We start from the raw sequence: 20,415 nt of genomic DNA, 5'->3' as shown, positions 1-20,415 counted from the left end.
CAACGACAAGAACCGCACCGATGACATCCAGCAAGCACCCTCCTTCGCACGCGTCGGCGCGCGCCACGCGCGAAGCTCCCCGAGCCCTTGAGCGATGAGCCGGCCGCTCACCGCAGCGCGGGTGCCCGCAGGCGTGGCGCTCGTCGCGAGCCTGTTCGCGCCCGCGATGGCGATGGCGCAACTGTCGTCCGCGCCCAATCCCTTCGTCGAGGAGCAGCGCCAGCAGGAGCGCGAACGTGCGCTGCGCGAGCAGCAGGAGCGCAGCGTCGATGCGCGCCTGCAGAGGCCGCCGGCCGAGGAAACCCGCCGCCTGCCCGAAGACGAAACACCCTGCTTCCGCATCGATCGCATCGTGCTCACCGGCGAGCTTGCCGACGAGTTCCAATGGGCGCTCGATGCAATTGCCGGCCCAAAGGGGGACGACTCACCCATCGACCGCTGCCTCGGCACCGAGGGCGTCAACATCGTGCTCGCGCGCGTGCAGCAGGCGGTCATAGCGCGCGGCTACGTCACCACCCGGGTGCTCGCGGGTTCGCAAGACCTCACCAAGGGCGAACTCACTCTCACGCTGATCCCCGGCCGCATCGCCGCCATCCGCTTCGACGCCGATGGCGAGCCCAGCAGCCTGCGCGGCGCCATCCCCGCGCGAGTCGGTGACCTGCTCAACCTGCGCGACATCGAACAAGGGTTGGAAAACCTCAAGCGCGTTCCCACCGCCGAGGCCGACATCCAGATCGAGCCATCCATCCGCGAAGGCGCGCAGCCCGGCGACAGCGACCTCGTCGTCAAGTACGCCCAGGCAAAACGCTGGCGCGGCACGCTCAGCCTCGACGACAGCGGCACCGAGGCCACCGGCAAGTACCAGGCCGGTGCCACCCTGTCGCTCGACAACCCGTTCGGCCTCAACGACCTCTTCTACGTCAGCGCCAACCACAGCGTCGACAACCACCTCTTCAACAACCCCGACAAGGGCACCGAAGGACAGGTCGTGCACTACTCCGTGCCCTACGGCGACTGGCTGCTGAGCGCCACCGCCTCGCAAAGCAGCTACCGCCAGCGCGTCACGGGCCTGTGGGAGCGCTACGAGTACGCGGGCGAAACCAGCAACGCAGAAGCGAAGCTCTCGCGCCTCGTCTACCGCGACCAGCACCGAAAGACCAGCCTGAGCCTGCGCGGCTTCCGCCGTTCGTCGCACAACTTCGTCGAGGACCAGGAGCTCGGGACGCAGCGCCGCATCGTGGGCGGCTGGGAACTGGGCCTCAGCCACCGCGAATTCATCGGCCCGGCCACGCTCGACGGCAACCTCGCCTACCGGCGCGGTACGGGTGCGTTCGGCGCGATCCGCGCGCCCGAGGAAGCCTTCAACGAAGGCACCTCGCGCATGAAGCTCTTCACCGCCGACCTGGGGCTGAACCTGCCCTTCGAGATCGGCAGCCAGAAGCTGCGCTACAGCGGCCTGTGGCGCGCGCAATGGATCCGCACCTGGCTCACGCCGCAAGACCAGTTCGCCATCGGCGGACGCTTCACCGTGCGTGGCTTCGACGGCGAGAACAGCCTCATGGGTGATCGCGGCTGGCTGGTGCGCAATGACATCGGTCTCGCGCTCGGAGCGAGTGGCGCCGAGTTGTATGCGGGCATCGACCACGGCGAAGTCGGGGGCCTCTTCGTCGACCAGCTCATCGGACGCCGGCTGACAGGCGGCGTGATCGGCCTGCGTGGTGCCTGGGATGGGCTGAGCTACGACTTCTTCGCCGGCGCGCCCATCAGGAAGCCCGATGGATACCGGACTGCCGGCGTGACGGCTGGCTTCAGCCTGAACTACATGTTCTGAGGAATGACGGGGGCGCCCTGACGCACTTTTTCATCAACCAAAGGGAGAGATATGACAAAGAGAAAATCGACTTTCAGGCTACTGGCCTTTGCGGCGGCGTTGGCGGCATTGCAGGGCTGTGGCGGGGGTGGGGGTGGCTTCCCCATCACCCTTGTCCCGGCAGGCAACAGCGATTCGCAGACGCAAACGGAGTCCAAGGTGCCCGAAACGGATACGTCGAGTCCGGCGCCGACGCCGGAGACGACGCCCGAAACGACACCGACCGACCGGTATGCGCCGGTCGCAGGCAGCGAGCCGGCTCCATCGCTGTCCGATCCACAGAAGGGTTCGACCGCCGATGTGGGGTCCGCATCGGAAGGAATCTACGAGTCCTTCTTTGGCCATACCTTCATCACTGCGGCAGGACAGCTGGCTCGCAAGGATCTTCTGGATTGGACATGGGGATCCATCACGGTCAATGGCACCGACTGGTCCTTCAACCCCGAGACGCGCTCACTCCACATAACCTCGAAGACCGTCACGGGCTCGGGCACCTTCACCTCCAGGACCTCCATGCAAGGGACCTATTCGGAGGATGGCGGAGCATCGTCTGCGTGGGGACCGCTGAAGTACAGCCAGGCCAACGCACTGGCCATCACGCTGGCGAACCTGCAGGGCAAGTGGTCCGTCGCTGACGCCACCCGCTACAACATGTCCCTCGAGTTCGACGCGAACGGGGTGCTCTCCGGCACGACTTCCGGTCCCCAGCTGGGTGTCTGCAGCCTGTCGGGCGCCGCGGTGCAGGTGGAACCGGGCACCGCCAAGAACATGTTCTATCTGGCGATGACCGCAGTCAACGCGGCCACCGGTTCGGAGAGGGCCTGCACGCTCGACACCTCGTTGCCCTTCGCGGGACTCGCGGGAGTTGTGTTGACTGCGGCCGGCATCTATCCGCAGAACGGCTACTTCCGAACCTTCGCTTTCCACGTGAAGACGCCGAACCTCCATCTGCTCACCAACTACCTCCGCAAGGAGCAATAGAGGGCTGAGTCTGCGCCTCCAGCCCCATGGGCGCGCGGGGCGCTGTCACGAAGCACCGCTTGCCGCGCGACGCCGGGGCTGCCTGCCTCAAGGGAGAAGAAATGAACAAGGATCTTCATCGCATCGTCTTCAACGCTGCGCGCGGCATGCGCATGGTCGTGCAGGAAACCGCACGCAGCGCGGGAAGAGACCACACTCGCCGTTCGGGACTCGGTGTCGCCCTCGCGGCGCTGCTCGGTGCAGCAGCCGCGCCGGCGCAGATCATCGGCGCCCCCAACGTCGCCGGCAACCAGCGCCCCATCATCCTTGCCGCGCCCAACGGCGTCCCGCTCGTCAACATCCAGACGCCCAGCGCCGCGGGCGTCTCGCGCAACGTCTACAGCCGCTTCGACGTGCAGGCAAACGGCGCGATCCTCAACAACAGCCGCACCAACGTCCAGACCCAGCTCGGCGGCTACGTGCAGGGCAACCCCTATCTCGCCACCGGCCCGGCGCGCGTCATCCTCAACGAAATCAACTCCGGCAATCCGAGCCAGTTGCGCGGCTACATCGAGGTTGCGGGACAGCGCGCCGAAGTCATCGTCGCCAACTCCGCCGGCATCCTGGTCGATGGGGCGGGCTTCCTCAATGCGAGCCGCGCCACGCTGACCACGGGCGTACCGCAACTCAATGCGTTCGGCGGCCTGGACGGCTACCGCGTCAGCGGCGGCACCATCAGCATCGACGGCAAGGGACTCGACCTGAGCCAGACCGACTACGCCGCCATCTATGCGCGGGCGATGCAGGTCAACGCCGAGATCTGGGCCAAGGACCTCAAGGTCGTCACGGGTGCGAACCAGATCGGTGTGGATGACGCGGCCATCACGCCGATCGCAGGCGCAGGTCCCGCCCCCGCCTTTGCGCTCGATGTCGCAGCCCTTGGCGGCATGTACGCCAACAAGATCGTCCTGGTTGGCAATGAAGCGGGCCTGGGCGTGCGCAACGCCGGCAACATCGGCGCCGGTGTGGGTGGCCTCGTCATCACCGCTGCCGGGCGGCTCGAGAACACCGGCACGATCGAAGGCCCGCGCATCGAACTCGCGAGCGCCTCGGACATCGACAACCGCGGCGGGACGATCCGCCAGACCGGCACGGCGGGCCTGACATTGACGGCGCCGATATTGAGCAACACGCAGGGCGGGGTCGTTGGCGCAGAGCCGTTGAGCAGCGGGTCAAGCGGCAGCACCGGTTCCACGGAAGGCAGCGGGAACGCGAGCGAAAGCCCCGAGGGCGGCACTGGTGGCAGCGGACCAGGGAATGGCGGCCCGTCTTCCGACACCGGCAGCACCGGCACGAATGGTGGTGGTGTCCCCCCGTCGATTGCCAGCGAACCTGCGCAACCCGGCACCCTGAGCGCAAGCGGCGCGATTCTCAACGACGGCGGGCGCATCCATGCGGGTGGCCCCATCACGCTGCAAACGCCGCAGATCAACAACGCCGCGGGCACGATCAATGTCGCGGACCTGAGTGTGTCCGGGCCGGGCTTCAGCAACGCCGCAGGCACCCTGAACATCACCCGCAGCTTCCACGCAGACGTGGGGCAGTTCGACAATACGGGCGGCACGCTCAATGCCGGCAAGGTCGACATCACCTCGGGTGGCGACCTGCTCAACGTCGATGGCAAGATCACCAGCGCGGGCGATGTCATCCTGAACGCGGGAGGACAACTCGACAACTCCCGGGGCACCGTCTCGGCCCCCGGCGCGTTGACAGCCTCGGCGAATTCCATCGACAACACCGCGGGCACCTTCATCGCCAATCGCGATCTCCAGCTATCGGCCCAAACGGTGGACAACGCCCAAGGCAGCATTCGATCGGCCCAGGGCGCAGCGCAGGTCACGACGACGGGTCACCTCAGCAACACCGGCACGATCAGCGCAGCCACCTACTTGTCGGTGCGGGCGTCCAGCCTCTTCACGAGCGGCAAGCTGCGCGGCGGCGAGAGTGCATCCGTGAACGTGAGCGGCGCGCTGGTCAACGACGGCAGCATCACGGCCGGCGGCGGCACCACGGTCACGGCGGCCACGCTCACATCAGGCCATACCGGCGTGCTCGGCGCGGGGGTGCAAACCGATGGCAGTCTCGGCACGACGGGCGATCTGCACATTGCAACCAGCGGTGCCCTGAGCGCCAACGGGACCACCGTCGCGGCGGGCAATGCCACATTGACAGGTTCCAGCGTCGATCTCTCCGCGGGCAACATCGCTGCGGCCAACCTGGCGCTCACCGCGACGCAAGGCGACATCACCACCGACGCCGTCACCCTCGAAACGGCCGGCACGCTCACCGTCACCGCGACCGTCCAGTCTGGCCAGGCCCTGAGGAACCAGGATGGCCATATCAGCGCCGGCACGCTGGATGTCAACGTCGCCAATCTCGCTAACGTCCAAGGCGGGGAGATCCTCCAGACCGGCGCGGACAACGCGCGCATCGCGGTTGCGGGCACCCTCGACAACACGGGCGGGACCATCGCGAGCAACGGCGCGGCGAGCGTATCGGCCGGTGCGCTCGTCAACAAGGGCGGCAAGCTCTTCGCGACCAAGGCGGCCAGCCTCGATCTCAGCGTCGCGGGCCTGCTGGACAACCAGTCCGGCCTCATCAGCGCCGGCACCCACGCCGGCATCCAGGCCGCCAGGCTGAACAACGACGCCGGCAGCATCGGCAGCGCGGGAAGCCTCGGCGCGACTGTCAGCGGCGCGATAAGCAACAGGAGCGGCGGCACCATCGCGGCCAAGGGGGATGTCGATCTCAAGGCTGGGAGCATCGACAACACTTCGGGCACGATTTCCTCGCAGCACGACCTGCGCATCGTAGAGAGCGGCGCGACCCTCTCGGGTCTTCAGGTCGTCAACGCGGGCGGCACCATCGTCGCCGACCACGACCTGAGCATCACGACCAGCGGCGATCTCCAGAACGCAGGCCAGCTCGCGGCGGGCAACGCGCTGCGAATTGCATCCCGCGACATCGACAACACCGCCGACGGCGTCATCCAGGGCAAGACCACCGCAGTTGCCGCCACCGGCACCGTGACCAACCGCGGCGTCATCGACGGCGAAAGCACGCGCATCGATGCCGCGTCGATCCACAACCTCGGTACCGGCCGCATCTACGGCGATCGACTCTCGCTCGGCGGCGGCGCGCTCGTCAACGAGGCCGAAACCGTCGATGGCGCGACCAGCGCCGGCACCATCGCCGGGCGCAAGCGCCTCGACATCGGCACCGCCTCGCTCGACAACCGCGACGGCGCGCTGATCCTCAGCGGCGGCGATCTCTTCGTCGGCGGCAGCCTCGACGCCGAAGGCCACGCCATCGGCACGATGGGCACCCTCAACAACCACGCGGCCACCATCGAGTCCATCGGCAACATGGAGATCGCGGCGGACCTGCTGAACAACACCAATGGCGGCGTCACCTGGCGCATGGAGAACCTGCCCACGAGCGATCGGGTCAGGGAATATTCCGTCTTCGGCGACGACACGCACTACGACAAGAGCCAGCTCGTCTTCGTGTACACGGCACTCGGCGATTTTTTCTGGCCGACCTTCGTCGCCACGGACGACGTGCTGCCGCCGGGCAGCTACACCTCGGTCAGCAACAGCTACGGCATCGTCATTCCGTCCGCCGCGTACCCGCTGGACCGCTTCGCCTACTACTACAAGAACCCGCCCTGGAACAGCGTCACGCTGAGGGCCGAGCGCCCCATCTCGATCGATCAGAGCGAAACCGTCGAGTTACCGGGCCAGTGGTACGCGGCCGACGATCCGATCTGGTCCACCTTCGGCGTCACGCCGCCGCCCTTCGACCTGCCCCCCGACTTCCCCGGCAAGCTCGGCCAGTCCCTGACCGGGGAGGAAGAAGCCCGGTGGCAGACCTACCTGCAGGCCCACGGCAATCTCGATGTCGCGACCCGGGCCTTCATCGACCATGTTATCGGCCACTTCAACATCGCCTACACCGTCTACGAGTACACGACCAGCGGTACCAGGCCGGTACTGGAGAGCTCCGCCCCGGGCCGCATCGTCGCCGGTGGTTCGATGAAGCTCGCCGTCGGCAGCGGCACCAACGACATGAGCCAGATCCTCGCCGGCAGCGATCTCACGGGGACCGGGGACAACATCCGGAACATCAACCTGGAGATCGCCGGCACCGCCACGCGCAACGGCACCATGACCGTGAGCACGCCCTCGCCGGATGGCCGTGTCTTCAACATCGGCGGCTATGACCAGGTGGTGCCGGTCACCGTCACGCTCGCGGCGGCACGAAAACAAGGCAACCTCGGCAGCGTCGACAGCGCAGCGCGCACGGAAGATCGCGCACCCGGGCAGAACGCCCCGGACGTCAACGCAACCGGCGCCGGCGCACCAGTCAACCCCATCATCCAGGTGCAGTCCAGCGGCGACCCCTCACTGGCCGCCCGCACCAGCCTGCCGAGCCTTGGCATCCCCACCGCGAGCCTCTTTCGCACCGTCGACGGCGGCCGCTATCTCATCGAGACCGATCCGCGCTTCGCCAACTACCGCAACTGGCTCGGCAGCGACTACCTGCTGAACAACCTCGGCCTCGACCCGAACAACACCCTCAAGCGGCTGGGCGACGGCTTCTACGAGCAGAAGCTCATCCGCGAGCAGATCGCGCAGCTCACCGGCTACCGCTACCTGGACGGCTACACCTCCGACGAGGCGCAGTACGCGGCCCTTATGGATGCCGGTGTCGCCTTCGCGCAGCAATACCACCTCACACCGGGCATCGCGCTCGCCGACGCCCAGATGGCGCAGCTCACCAGCGACATCGTGTGGCTCGTGGAGCAGCGCGTGACGCTGCCCGACGGCAGCACCCAGCGCGTGCTCGTGCCGCAGGTGTATGTGCGCGTGAAGCCCGGCGACATCGACGGCAGCGGTGCGTTGATCGCCGCGGACAAGCTCAAGCTCGACATGCAGGGCGACGTGACCACCAGCGGCACCATCGCGGGGCGCAAGGCGGTGAGCATCACGGCCGAGAACATCGGGGTGCTCAACGGGCAGGTGTCCGGCGACAAGGTGGGGCTCAAGGCCAGGAACGACATCGACATCGTTGGCGGCACCGTCGATGCCGGCAGCGTGGCGATCCTCGAAGCCGGGCGTGATCTCAATGTGCGCTCGACCACATCGAGCGGATCGACTTCATCGATCAGGCCCGGCGCGATCAGCCAGGGCAGCGCGACCCTCATCGATCGGGTCGCGGGCATCTATGTGAGCAAGCCGGAGGGTGTGTTGCTGGCGTCGGCGGGCAATGACGTCAACCTTGTCGCCGCACGCGTCGTCAACACGGGTGAAGGCGGAGCGACCGGCATCAGCGCAGGCCACGACATCCACCTCGGCACGGTCACCACGGGCAGCGCCAACTCGGCAGTCTGGGGCCCCGGCAACTCCCGCGCGGAAGCCAGCACGCAGGAGGTCGGCACGCAGATCCTTGCCAACGGCGACATCGGCCTCTATGCGAAGAACGACATCAACGCCCGGGCCGCGAACGTCACCAGCGTTCAGGGCGACGTCACGCTCGCTGCGCTCCATGACGTGAACATCGAAGCCGGCCAGTCCACCTCGTCGCTCGACCAGAGGTACTACCGCAAGGACAAGAGCACCTTCGAAAGCCAGACGGTCAACATCGAACGGCAGGTGGATCGCACACAGGCCATCGGCTCGGAGATCGGCGGGCGCACCGTCACCATCGTCGCGGGCAACGACATCGGCGTGAAGGGCTCCAATGTCGTCAGCGACAAGGGCACGACCTTGGTGGCCGGCCATGACGTCAACATCGAGTCGGTGACGGAGACCACGAGCCGATATGGCCAGAGCGAGATCAAGAAGAGCGGCGTCTTCTCGTCAGGCTCGGCCATCACCTTCGGCAAAGAGGAGCAGCAAAGCATCAGCCGCACCAACAGCACCAGCGCGGCCGGCAGCACCATCGGCAGCATCGGAGGCAACGTCAACATCGTGGCCGGCAACCGCTACTCGCAGGTCGGCAGCGATGTCGTCGCCCCGGGCGGCGACGTGAACATCCTCGCGAAGGACGTTCGCATCACCGAGGCGCGCGAGACCTCGCAGACGCATACCGAGCAACGGTATCGGCAAAGCGGTGTGAGCGTTGGTGTGAGTTCGCCGCTTCTGGATGCCGCGAGAACAGTCGCTGATCTTGCCGAGGCTTCAGGTCAAACAGACAGCGGTCGAATGCAGGCGCTGAGCGTGGCTGCTGGTGGCGCGGCTGCCTACAACGGCATGCACACCCAAGCCGCTGCGAATGCCAAGGCAGCGGACTCCGGCTCTTCGAGCCCCATCGCCGGCAAGTTCACCGTGACCGCCGGCAGCAGCCGGAGCCAGAGCACGAGCGATCAAGCCACGAATACCGCGAAGGGTTCGAGCTTCCAGGCAGGCGGCGATGTCAACATCATCGCGACCGGTGCCGGAGCGGAAAGCAACATCCTCATCCAGGGCAGCAACGTCGGTGCTGGCCACAACGTCAACCTCGCAGCCGACAACAAGATCGAGCTTCTCGCGGCGCAGAACACCACCAGTCGAAGCAGTTCCAGCAGTTCCAGCGGTTGGTATGGCGGTCTGGGCTTCTCGAGCGGCACGCAGAACGGCATGACCTTCGAGGCCGGCGCAAACACCGGTAAGGCGACCAGTCAGGGCAGCGGCACCTACTGGACCAACACGCACATCACCGCCGGCAATCAGGTCAACATGATCAGTGGAGGCGATACGACGCTGCGCGGCGCGGTCGTCTCGGCCGATCAGGTCAACGCACTCGTTGGCGGAAACCTCACCATCCAGAGCCTTCAGGACACGAGCATCAACTCTGCCAAGCAAAGCGGCGGCGGCGCATCGATGAGTCTGTGCGTCTACATGTGCTACGGCGAAAGCTACGTCGGCGCCAATGCCTACAACACGCACGCCAACGGCAACTACGCCAGCGTGACCGAGCAAAGCGGTATCAAGGCGGGGGACGGTGGCTTCAACGTGCATGTGGCCGGCAACACCAACCTCATCGGTGGCGTGATCGAGAGCACGCAGGCGGCTATCGATCAAGCAAAGAACAGCTTCAGCACCAAGAACCTCACGACCAGCGACATCGCCAACGTCGATGTGCAGACGGGCGGCGGCTGGAGTGCGAGCCTCGGCTCGAACGGCAACTCACCCGGCACGCCGACCGCCGGTCTCAGCGGCATCAATGAAAGCCAGGAGAGCGTGACACGCTCTGGCATTTCCGGAATCGCAGGAGATCAGAGCGTGAGGACCGGCGATACCAATAGCGTCGGCGCTCTCGCGAACCGCTGGAACGAGCAACAGGTGATGAACGACCTGTCTGCGCAACAGCAGATCATGCAGGAGTTCAATCGGCAGGCGCCCGCTGCCGTGAAGACCTACGCTGACGAGAAAACGAAGGCCTACGAAGACGCGCGCAGGGAACTGAACGCCACCGAGCGGCAGGTCGCCTCGAGCACCGACCCTGCGGAACGGGCTGCCCTGACAAGCAAGGCAGAGAGCTTGCAGCAGACCATGGCGCAGAACCAGGAGGCCTATGACAAGTGGAAGGACGGTGGCAACTATAGAGCCGCAGTCAACATCCTGGTTGCCGCAGCCAGTGGAGAAACCGTGGCCGCGGGCGCGGCGATTACCCGTGAATCATTGGTCTGGGCCGCGAATCAAATGCGGGAGGCCATGGTTGAAGATTCCAAAAAATTTCCTGGCGTCTGCGATACACAGGGCAATTGCTTGGACAACAAGTCGGGGTTAAGTATTGGCTCCAATGGAGACGGTTTCAAGCTCGCCGGCGGACGAGTGGATTTAGAAAATCTCTGCACCAATGAAATGTGTCAAGTTAATGCCGACGGCTCGTTAAAGCTTGATAGTCAAGGGCGCGTGCAAATGAAGGCCTTCGACGGAAAGGGCAACCCCATAAGCTTGCCTGATTTAATAGCAGCCAATCCAGATTGGCGGAGTCCGCTTGGCGGATTTCAGGGCACAGTTGGAAAATTCGCGTTTCTAGGAGACTACGCTCCGGGTAGCCTCCAAGATATTCTGGCGGAGGCGTATGCCGGTACGCATGATATGCTGAATAGCAAAAGATGGTACGGTCCAGATGGAAACATTCGCCCCAATATGACAAATGAAGAGCGAGCCATCGGAGAGGCAATGAATAAAGTCAACGTGCTTTTGGCGACACCGTTCGCATTGGCTAGTTTATTGCCTCCGGAAATTCTTACCCTTATTGTTTTGAGTGTCAAATGAAGCAATCGAGTTTGCCAAGATGGTGTGCAACTGTCTTGCTTTCCTTCTGTTTAACCGGCTGCTATACCGGAAAAATCGAGATTGGCGATCCGCAGTGGAAGTTCTCCATGCGTCCGGCCGCAAATTGCAAATCCATTGACGGCAGATATATCGACAACGATCTGCTTCTTCGGCAATTTCAGGACCCCTATTTTCCACCGCGACCGCCGGGGGAGGAGAGATATTCAAATGGAGTTCAATTAATTTCAACTCCGCACGAAGCGATGCAACCAAAAATGATCGCGGAAGTCCGGAAAATTGACCAAATTTGGCAAATCCAAATGATCGGAAAAGAAGGTGAGATTTACAGCAATACCTCCCTCGCAATGAATCACCCGGATGTCGGCTGCGATGACAACGGGAATTTGGTTTTGAGAAGCTTCAGAGCCTTGTGGGGAGCGGAGCTATCAGGAGGGTCAGCCTTTGCCTCGGAGAGACGATTTAGAAAGCTCGCGGATGAATCGCTTGAAGTCTCTCGCCTGGATCGCGAGTGGAAGAGTTCAATGAACCGGTCTCCTGATAGGTCAACTGAAACCATCCTTATCTTTCCGTCTGCCCGATAGAGATGTAGCAGGACTCGGAAATTTTTGTCGCCGGAGGTTCATCATCTCGCAATCCTGGAAATATCAAAATGAGAGAACAATGCTTTCGCTTATTTGCACTACCCTTTTGCGTTTTCATCCTTTTTGGTTGTGCGCCCGTAATTCGAGAGATCGATTTCACATGGAAAATTGCCTTCTCCAATGAAAAGATGTGCAACCCGATAAATTGGCGTTACCTGGATGAAGGAATGCTCTTCGAGAAATTAAGGGATTCGTCAGCAAGAAGAGCGGCGGCGCAAAAATTCTCTGCGACGGAAGGATTTCACTCCTTTCCCTATTCGGGGCTGCCCGCAGCGGCTCTCGTTGAAAAGCGAAGGGAGTTCAACAGGTCGGCGATTGTAGAAATCAAGAAGACACCGGAGGGTTGGGAAGCTTTTCTGCACGGCGGCAACGGAATTTTGTATGCAAGAACAGCGATCCGCGCCTCTTCCGAGTACGTGGGTTGCGATTCCAATAATAATTTGACTCTACGGGAATTCTCAATTACGTCCGGCAGCGAAGGCACCAGGGGAACAGCACGCGCGACCGAGAGAATTATTAGTAGACTAGACGATGGTTCACTAGCGGTTAACGAAATCGGTAGATATTGGGCGAGAACCATGAATTCCCCACCAAAGCGAGAGGCAATGGAAAAATTAAGATTTCGTTCGGCATCTCGATGATTGCTCCGGAAAAAAATGATGATCGATCGTTGGATATCAACCATATCTTTAGCCGCCATTCTTTCGACCGCGAGCTGTGGCACTGCCGTTATCCGAGAGGGAGATCCTCTGTGGAAAGTCCCAATCGTTTCTCGCGAGAATTGTCTGTCCATAGACGGAAATTACTCAGGCAAAGGACTTTTTTTTAGACAGTTCGACGATTCCTCCATCAATTACTCTGCGCCGAAATTTTCAACCTTTGTGCGATATGAAAGGCGCATTAGTCCGCTGGACGCCAAAGACCCTCGCGAGCAACGGAAATTGTTTGATGCAAACTCTTTTGTCGAGGTGAGAAAAATTTCGTCTGGAATGGAAATCACCTTGTACGGCGGCGACAAACTCCCATATGAAGGAAGGCGCATTTCATTCGATCATCCCAATGTTGGCTGTGACGCCAGTGGCAATCTTGTATTAAGAGAGTTCTCCCGCGTTGGTGGTGCAGAGCTAACTCCTCGCCAGGCGCACGCGAGCGAAGTAGTGTTTCATAAGCTGCAAGATGGCTCGTTAGAGGTTCATCGCTGGAGGCGGAATTGGATTAAAACCATGCGATCGCCACCTAGAAAAGAAAATCAAGTAACGCTGATTTTTGAGCCTGCATATTGATATTTCGAAAATTTCTTACCCGCGCATGCTCCGGAACGAGCGGCAAGCGATACAGGGCCTGGCGCCGCAGCAGCAGTCTACCGATTGGAGACAGTCAGATGAATTCATTCATCGACGCAAAAACAATGAATGCAATGATTCGATTGTCTGTCTTTGCAGGCGGAGCAATGGTGCTATCTGCGTGTGCACTTTCCATTCAAGAGGTCGATCCACAATGGCGCATTCCAATCCATCGGCAGAAGCCATGTGAATCAATAGACGGGCGTTACATGGATCGAGGAAATTTGTTCGATTTACTTGGCGATTCTTCGAAAAATACTGTCGGCACTCGCTTCTCAACTTCGCGCGGTCTGAAGCCGCTGCCTTATGGCGGCCTTCCGTTTAAAGAATTTATCGAAAAAAGAAGAAGTTTCAACGATGCGGCTATTACTGAGATCGTTACCACAAAGGACGAACTGGAGGTTTCTTTGCGCGGAGGCGATGGGGAAGTGTATGCAACAACGATCATCTCAATTAATTCCGATCGAGTGGGGTGCGATGCAAAAAACCATCTGGTCTTACGGCAATTCTCCATCGCCTCGGGGAGTGAAGGCACTGGAGGTTCAGCCACTGCGATTGAGACGACAATTTACCCATCCCCCGACGGAGCGTTAAAAGTGAGGCGACTGAGTCGAACTTGGTTTAAGTCAATGAATTCTTCCCCCAGGGAAAAGGAAAGTGATCAGATATTTCCTGCTGCACCGAATTGATTGAGTAAAGCGGCCGACTCAACTCGGAAAAAATTTCGCGGAGCTCGGGTGCCTTAATTTACGACAAACTGGTACTTGCTCGATGAAGAAAGATCCTCCGGGAAGATGACCGATGTCCCCGAGCATCTTGACTACCCCATTCAATGGGAATGGCCCTTGGCAGTTGCCGGCGTCGCGCTCTTGGGCCTTGGATTTCTTTTTCATCCTGGTTCGTTGTCCTGGGCGATCTCCCTATGCGGTGGGCTGATCTTGGTGTGGTCTCGGTTCCTAGGCCGCATCGCCAGTCTTCAGCGGTGGGAAAAGACACGTGGAGAGCTGGCCCGGGGTGAGCGCGAATATCTCTGGCAGGCCGCGCAGCGTTGGATTCGCCGACGCTGAACGCAGAAATCGGTCAATCGCTACCTACGGTCATCGCCTTCGCGTCGCGGAAGCCGGCCGGCTGACGCCGCCGACCCTAAGCCGACACCGCCCTCATCGGCCATTCGTCGTGTTGGCAAGCCCAAAAGGCCCCCTCATACTCCCCGCGCTTGTGAGGACCCACGACCATGGCAATACCGAACGGCCCCCGTGCCCTTCAGACCGTGCTCGGAATGACCGCCACGATGCTTCTCGCGCAGACCGCATCCGCGACGGACATCGCCGGCTCCGGCTCGACCTTCGTCTATCCGGTCATGCTGCGATGGGCCTCGGGCTATCACACCAAGACCAATGTCAAGGTCAACTACCTGGCGATCGGCTCCGGCAGCGGCATCCAGCAGGTCAAGGCCGGCCAGGTGGCCTTCGGCGCATCGGACAAGCCGCTGGCGCCGGATGAACTGAAATCCGCAGACCTGATGCAGTTCCCGCTCGTGATCGGCGGCGTGGTGCCGGTCGTGAACCTCGACGGCATCGCGCCCGGCCGGCTGAGGTTCACGGGCGAGCTGCTGGCCGACATCTACCTCGGCAAGGTCACGAACTGGAACGACGCGGCCATCGCCGCGCTGAACCCCGAGGTCGAGCTGCCGAACCTCAGGATCACGGCCATGCACCGGCTCGATGCGTCGGGCACGACCTTCAATTTCGTCAATTACCTCTCCAAGGTCAGCGACGAGTGGAAGACGAAGGTCGGCGAGGGAACGATGGTCAGGTGGCCCGCCGGAAGCGGCGGCAGCGGCAACGACGGCGTGGCCCGCTACGTCAACTACGTCAAGGGATCGATCGGCTACGTCGAGCTCGCCTACGCGCTCGAGCACAAGATGACCTACCCGATGCTCAGGAACAGGAGCGGCGCCTTCGTCGGCCCGACGCCCGACAGCTTCGAGGCGGCAGCCGCGAGCACGGGCTGGACGAAGCCGGATTTCTACGAGCTCTTGACCGACGCGCCGGGCGAGAAGTCCTGGCCGATCACCGCCACCACCTTCGCGCTGATGCCGCGAAACCCGCGCAACCCGGCGCAGACGGCCGAGGCGCTGCGCTTCTTCAAATGGTCGCTGGAGCAGGGCAAGGCCGACGCGCGGGCGCTCGACTATGTGCCGCTGCCGGACAGCCTGGTCCAGCGCATCGAAGCCTACTGGGCCGAGCCCGGCAAATAGCGGACCGGCCGAAGCGGGCGGCGACAATCCCTGCCGTCGTCCTCCCATCGTTTTTCGCCTTGGCTCGCCGCATCGACTCCTACAGCGTCCGCCTCTTCGTCGCTGCCGCGCAGGCCGGCTCGATCGTGCGCGCCGCGGAACAGGAGCACATCGCCGCATCGGCCCTGAGCCGCCGGCTTGCCGACCTGGAGCACTCCTTCGGGACGCCGCTGCTGGTGCGTTCGCCACGCGGTGTCGTGTTGACCGACGCGGGGCGGCTCGTGTTCGAACGCGGCCTGAAAATCGACGAAGACCTTCAGGCCTTGGTGCGCGAAGTGCAGGCCGAGGGCGCCGAGATGCGCGGCACGGTGCGGCTGTACGCCAACATGTCGGCCGTGATCGGGTTCCTGCCGGAGCGCCTGCAGCGCTTCATGGCCGCGCATGCGGGCGTGACCGTCCTGCTGCACGAGGAAGACACGCCTGACGTGATCCGCGCCTGCCTCGACGATCGGGCGGACATCGGCGTGGGCGTCGAGATGCCCGTTCCGGCCGGGCTCGATGCATGGCACTTCGCAAGCGATCCGCTGCAGCTGGTGATGCCCGCGAACCACGCGCTTGCGGCGCTCTCCAGAGTGACTTTCTCGCAGGCGCTCGCGCATCCGCTGATCGGCATCCATCATGGCGGCGCACTGGACCGTTCGCTGCACGAGCGAGCCGAGGCCACCGGACGGCCGTTCGCACCCAAGGTCACGGTCAGCAGCTTCGACGCAGTCTGCCGCATGGTCGAGGCGGGCCTGGGCATCGCGATCGTTCCGCAGAGCGCCGCCGCGGCCTACGCGGGGACGCAGCGCTTTGCGCGGCGCGCGCTCGACGAGCCGTGGGCTGCGCGCAGCCTGCACCTCTACGCGCTGCACCGCAACCCGCAGCCGCGCGCGGTGCAGGCGCTGCTCGACAGCCTGCGCGGGTAAGCACCGATCTCGCATTTCGCGAGAGCCCCTGCGCCGGATCGGCACTTTTCCGCCAGCCCAGGGCCTGTGACCATGCCGCATGGCCGAACCGTCGAGCGTCGATCTCCCCGCTGAAGCAGCGTCGCTGCGCTTTGCGCCGCGCATTCTCTACCTGAGCCAGTCGCCCGCCCAGGTCGAGGCCGTGCTGTGCGGACAATCGATCTCGCTCGAAGAGGCCAAGCCGCTGCGCGACGACATCTCGACCGACGAGATCACGCCGATCGCCATCCTCACGCACTACGACGAGAAGCTCGGCCGCTATCCCTACACCGGCTTCAAGTCCGGCGACCGCATGCCGGTCGGCACCGGTGCGATCGCCGCCTCGGGCATCGAGGTGGTGGTGGCCGGCAGGCGCTACGGCAAGGGTTCGTCGCGCGAACACAGCCCTCGAGCGGAGAAGCTCGCGGGCGTGCGGCTTGTCATCGCGGAGAGCTTCGAGCGCATCTACCGGCAGAACGCCGACAACATCGGGCTTTTCACGTCGACGGACTTCGGGCTCATCGGACGCATCGCGGCGGGCGAAGCGATCCCGGTCGATGAACTCGTCACGGGCCGCGATGCGCTGGCCGGCGCGATCCTGAAGGCCGGAGGGCTGCTGCGTTTCGGCCAGAAGTCCATGAAGGACGTCCAGCCGGTCGCGAGCCTGCAGCAAAAGCAGCCGCGCACGCTGTTCGAGAAGATCGTGGCGCGCCATGCACTGCGCACGCGGCTCACATCTGCGCAGCCATCGCCCGGCGATGGCGCCTTCGTGCGCGCGGACTGGCGCTTCATCCACGAGTACTACACCGGCATGGCCGCACACATGCTGCACGCGAACTTCGGGCGGCCGTTGTTGCTGCACGCGCCGGATTCGATCGTGGTGTTCGAGGACCACACCTCCTACGTCGAGGAAAGCCCGGCGCATCGGCGCGGCGGGCTGGTGCCCAATGTGTGGCGCATGGTTGATGCGCAGCGTGCGTTCGTCGCCGCCTACGGACTGCGGTCGCATCGCACGCTGACCGAGCAAGAAGCGGCGCTCGATGACGGCAGTAACGTGGCCGGCATCTCGCATGCGATGGTCGCGGAGCGCTATGCGCTGCCGGGCCAACTGGTGGTGGGCACCGATTCGCACACGCCGCACAGTGGCGCGCTGGGCTGCGTGGCCTTCGGCGTGGGCACGACCGACATGGCGAACGCCTTCGTCACGGGCGCGGTGCGGCTTACCGTGCCGCAGTCGGTGCGCGTGCGGCTCGACGGCATTCTGGCTCGGGGCGTCACCGCGAAAGACCTCGTGCTGCACATGCTCGCGCTGCCTTTCATCCGAAGCGGCGGTGGCGTCGGCAAGGTGTTCGAGTTCACAGGCGAGGGCATCGCGGCGCTCTCGACCGACGAGCGCGCGACGCTGACCAACATGAGCGCCGAACTCGGCGGCTTCACCGGCATCGTTGCACCCGATGCGGAAACGGTGCGCTTCCTGCGCGAGCGTCGCGGCATCGATTTCGACTTGCAGCCGTGGATGCGCAGCGACGAGGGCGCCGTCTACGCGCACGAGTTGCACGTCGACTGCGCCGCCGTCGCACCCATGGTGGCCGCGCCCGGCGATCCCGGCAATGGATTGCCGCTGGAGAGTGTGGAGGCACCGGTCCGCATCGACATCGCATACGGCGGCTCGTGCACCGCGGGCAAGCGCGAGGACTTCGACCACTACCACGCGGTGCTGCGATGGGCCGCGGATCGCGGCTTGCGGGTGGCGCCCGGCGTGCAGCTCTTTCTTCAGTTCGGCACCACCGCCGTGCGCGACTACTGCGTGGCGGCCGGCTATCTCGATGCCTTCGAGCGCGTGGGCGCGCGCATCCTGCAGCCCTCGTGCGGCGCCTGCGGCAACTGCGGGCCCGGCGGTTCGAGTGATGCAGGGCAGGTCACGGTGAGCGCGATCAACCGCAACTTTCCGGGGCGCGGCGGCCCCGGCAGCGTATGGCTTGCGAGCCCGCCGACCGTGGCCGCCAGCGCGATCGCGGGCGAGCTGATGTCGTTCGAGGCGCTCCGGTTGCGCCATGGATGACGACCCCTTTCACGAACGGACAGCAGGAGACAACACGATGAAGACGATATTCGCAGGGCGCAGAGCGCTCGTGCGCCTCACCGGCGCGGCTTTGCTGGCAGCGCCGCTGGCCGCGTTCGCGCAGGCGGCCGTGCCGCCGGACAAGCCGATCCGCATGATCGTGCCACTTGCGGCGGGATCGACGGTCGACGCGGTCGCCCGGGCGATCGCGCCCGCCTTCGGCCACACCACGGGGCACCCGATCGTCGTGGAGAACGTGGTCGGGGCCGGCGGCATCCCCGGCACCTCGCAGGTCGTCAAGGCGCCGAAGGACGGCTCCGTGCTCGGCATGATCTCGTCGAATCACGTGATCAATCCGGGCATCTACAAGTCCGTTCCGTACGACAGCCTCAAGGACGTCACGCCCATTGCGGTGCTGGCGACGGTGCCGCTGGTGCTGGTGGTGAACCCTGCGCTGCCGGTGAAGAACGTGGCGGAGCTGCTCGCCTACGCGAAGGCCAGGCCCGGCACGCTGAACTACGGCTCCGCGGGCAACGGCAGCACCCTGCATCTGGCCGGCGAACTGCTGGTGAGCGAGACCGGCATCGACATGAAGCACGTGCCCTATCGCGGCACCGGGCCGCTGATCACCGACCTGATCGGCGGGCAGGTGCAGCTCGGCTTCGTGTCGATCTCGCAGGTCGCCCAGCAGGTGAAGGCCGGCAGCCTGCGTGCGCTCGCGGTGAGCACGCAGAAGCGCTCGGATGCCCTGCCCGAGGTGCCGACGCTCGCGGAATCGGGCGTGCCCCGGTACAGCTTCGACGCCTGGATCGCGCTGGTGGGCCCGGCGGGCCTGCCGAAGCCGCTGGTGGACGGCTACGCCGATGCGGTCCGGCAGGCGATGGCCTCGCCGGAGGCCCGGACCGCGATCGCCGGACAGGGACTCGCGGTACTCAACGTGGGGCCGGATGCGGCGCCGGCCTTCTTCCAGACGGAATTGGTCAAGCACCAGAAGCTGGTGAAGCAGTCGGGCGCGACGCTGGACTGAGCGGCTGCGCGACGCCCGGCAGCCGCATCAGCGCCTGCCCCATGCGGATGCGCGTGCCGGACTCGATCCCCTCGGCCAGCGCAAAGCCTCGAGGCGCGAAGACGATGATGGTCGAGCCGTGCTCGAACCAGCCCATCTCCTGGCCCTTGCGGTAGCTCGCGTCGCAGTCCATGCGCGCCGGGCCGCGCCAGCCGAGGTTCAGCAGCGCATCGAGGCAATGCAGCCGCAGGCTCGCGACCAGGATCGCCGCCACCGGCACCAGCGCGATGCGGTGCCCGCCCGCACGCAGGCGCGTGTGAACCGCCGCGCGCACGTTGCGGCAGAACAGGCGCTCCACGCGCTTGAGCGCGATCGGGTTCACGTTCCAGGTGTCGCCCGACATGTAGTTCACCCGCTCCACCGTGCAGTCGTGCGGCGCGTGGAAGCGGTGGTACATGCTCGACGTCAGGCGCAGCGTGACGAAGCTGCCGTCGCGAAAAGGCTCCGCGGCCCGCGCATCGCCGAACAGCTCGGCCATCGAATATGGAAAGCCCTTGGCCTGGAAGACCTCCATGCCGTTCACCGGACCGCAGGCGCCGACGATGGCGTCGCACGGGCTCGAAAGCACGTCTTCGCGCGCATCGACGACGCGCGCGCCCTCCTTCAGCTCACGCGTGAAGCAGTCGTGCATGCTGTCGAAGCGCGATTTCTTCGCCTCGCCGAGGTCGAGCTCGGTGAACAGCCGCCAGACGCCGATCGAGAGATCGCGCACCAGCGGGTTGCGGATCTTGCTGAACCAGCCCATGAAGCGCGTCAGCGCGATGCGGGGCACCCGGTTGGTGAGCAGGAAGTTGATGTCTTCCTGCTGCAACAGGGCATCACGTGTTTGTCGAAGTGTTTTCATGAGGGCGTCAAGAAGCTGGGATAGACCGTGGGTGTTCGCCATTCATTGCAATAAAG

12 protein-coding genes are annotated in these 20,415 nt (G+C 63.9%); 11 read left to right on the top strand and 1 reads right to left on the bottom strand.

Annotated elements, in window-relative coordinates; genetic code table 11:
- Positions 1 to 94 precede the first annotated feature (94 nt).
- From VAR608DRAFT_RS08240 to VAR608DRAFT_RS08210, 11 genes are all read left to right on the top strand, one after another.
- Positions 95 to 1,831: a ShlB/FhaC/HecB family hemolysin secretion/activation protein gene (locus VAR608DRAFT_RS08240; RefSeq protein WP_443082923.1), complete on the top strand. Its 1,737-nt coding sequence runs from the start codon at positions 95 to 97 to the stop codon at positions 1,829 to 1,831.
- 51 nt (positions 1,832 to 1,882) lie between these two features.
- A complete protein-coding gene (locus VAR608DRAFT_RS08235) occupies positions 1,883 to 2,851 on the top strand; it encodes a hypothetical protein (protein WP_157730734.1) in 969 nt (322 codons plus the stop codon).
- A 101-nt stretch (positions 2,852 to 2,952) separates the two neighbouring features.
- Positions 2,953 to 11,157 (top strand): hemagglutinin repeat-containing protein, encoded by an 8,205-nt coding sequence (locus tag VAR608DRAFT_RS08230; protein ID WP_172843818.1) that lies wholly within the window; start codon positions 2,953 to 2,955, stop codon positions 11,155 to 11,157.
- A complete protein-coding gene (locus VAR608DRAFT_RS36860; RefSeq protein WP_157730732.1) occupies positions 11,154 to 11,759 on the top strand; it encodes a hypothetical protein in 606 nt (201 codons plus the stop codon). Before VAR608DRAFT_RS08230 ends, VAR608DRAFT_RS36860 begins: the two co-directional genes overlap by 4 nt.
- A 68-nt stretch (positions 11,760 to 11,827) precedes the next feature.
- A complete protein-coding gene (locus VAR608DRAFT_RS36855; RefSeq protein WP_157730730.1) occupies positions 11,828 to 12,460 on the top strand; it encodes a hypothetical protein in 633 nt (210 codons plus the stop codon).
- Positions 12,461 to 12,475: 15 nt separating this feature from the next.
- Entirely contained in the window at positions 12,476 to 13,102 is a 627-nt protein-coding gene (locus VAR608DRAFT_RS36850; protein WP_157730729.1) for a hypothetical protein, read from the top strand.
- A 98-nt stretch (positions 13,103 to 13,200) separates the two neighbouring features.
- Complete coding sequence (locus tag VAR608DRAFT_RS36845; RefSeq protein ID WP_157730727.1) at positions 13,201 to 13,851, top strand: hypothetical protein; 651 nt, start codon at positions 13,201 to 13,203, stop codon at positions 13,849 to 13,851.
- A 545-nt stretch (positions 13,852 to 14,396) separates the two neighbouring features.
- On the top strand, positions 14,397 to 15,422 hold the full coding sequence (gene pstS, locus VAR608DRAFT_RS08225; RefSeq protein ID WP_269458540.1) for a phosphate ABC transporter substrate-binding protein PstS: 1,026 nt from the start codon (positions 14,397 to 14,399) through the stop codon (positions 15,420 to 15,422).
- Between the two features lie 59 nt (positions 15,423 to 15,481).
- A complete protein-coding gene (locus VAR608DRAFT_RS08220) occupies positions 15,482 to 16,369 on the top strand; it encodes a LysR family transcriptional regulator (protein WP_231973356.1) in 888 nt (295 codons plus the stop codon).
- A 79-nt stretch (positions 16,370 to 16,448) separates the two neighbouring features.
- Complete coding sequence (locus VAR608DRAFT_RS08215; protein ID WP_088953616.1) at positions 16,449 to 18,449, top strand: aconitase family protein; 2,001 nt, start codon at positions 16,449 to 16,451, stop codon at positions 18,447 to 18,449.
- Between the two features lie 37 nt (positions 18,450 to 18,486).
- On the top strand, positions 18,487 to 19,476 hold the full coding sequence (locus tag VAR608DRAFT_RS08210; RefSeq protein ID WP_088953615.1) for a Bug family tripartite tricarboxylate transporter substrate binding protein: 990 nt from the start codon (positions 18,487 to 18,489) through the stop codon (positions 19,474 to 19,476).
- Here the strand turns inward: VAR608DRAFT_RS08210 and asd are convergent.
- Complete coding sequence (asd, locus tag VAR608DRAFT_RS08205) at positions 19,430 to 20,359, bottom strand: archaetidylserine decarboxylase (protein WP_088953614.1); 930 nt, start codon at positions 20,357 to 20,359, stop codon at positions 19,430 to 19,432. The two genes, VAR608DRAFT_RS08210 and asd, sit on opposite strands and share 47 nt — an antisense overlap.
- Positions 20,360 to 20,415 lie beyond the last annotated feature (56 nt).

The sequence above is a fragment of the Variovorax sp. HW608 genome (assembly GCF_900090195.1).
GTDB lineage: Bacteria > Pseudomonadota > Gammaproteobacteria > Burkholderiales > Burkholderiaceae_C > Variovorax.
This window is presented reverse-complemented; position numbering and strand designations above follow the sequence as displayed.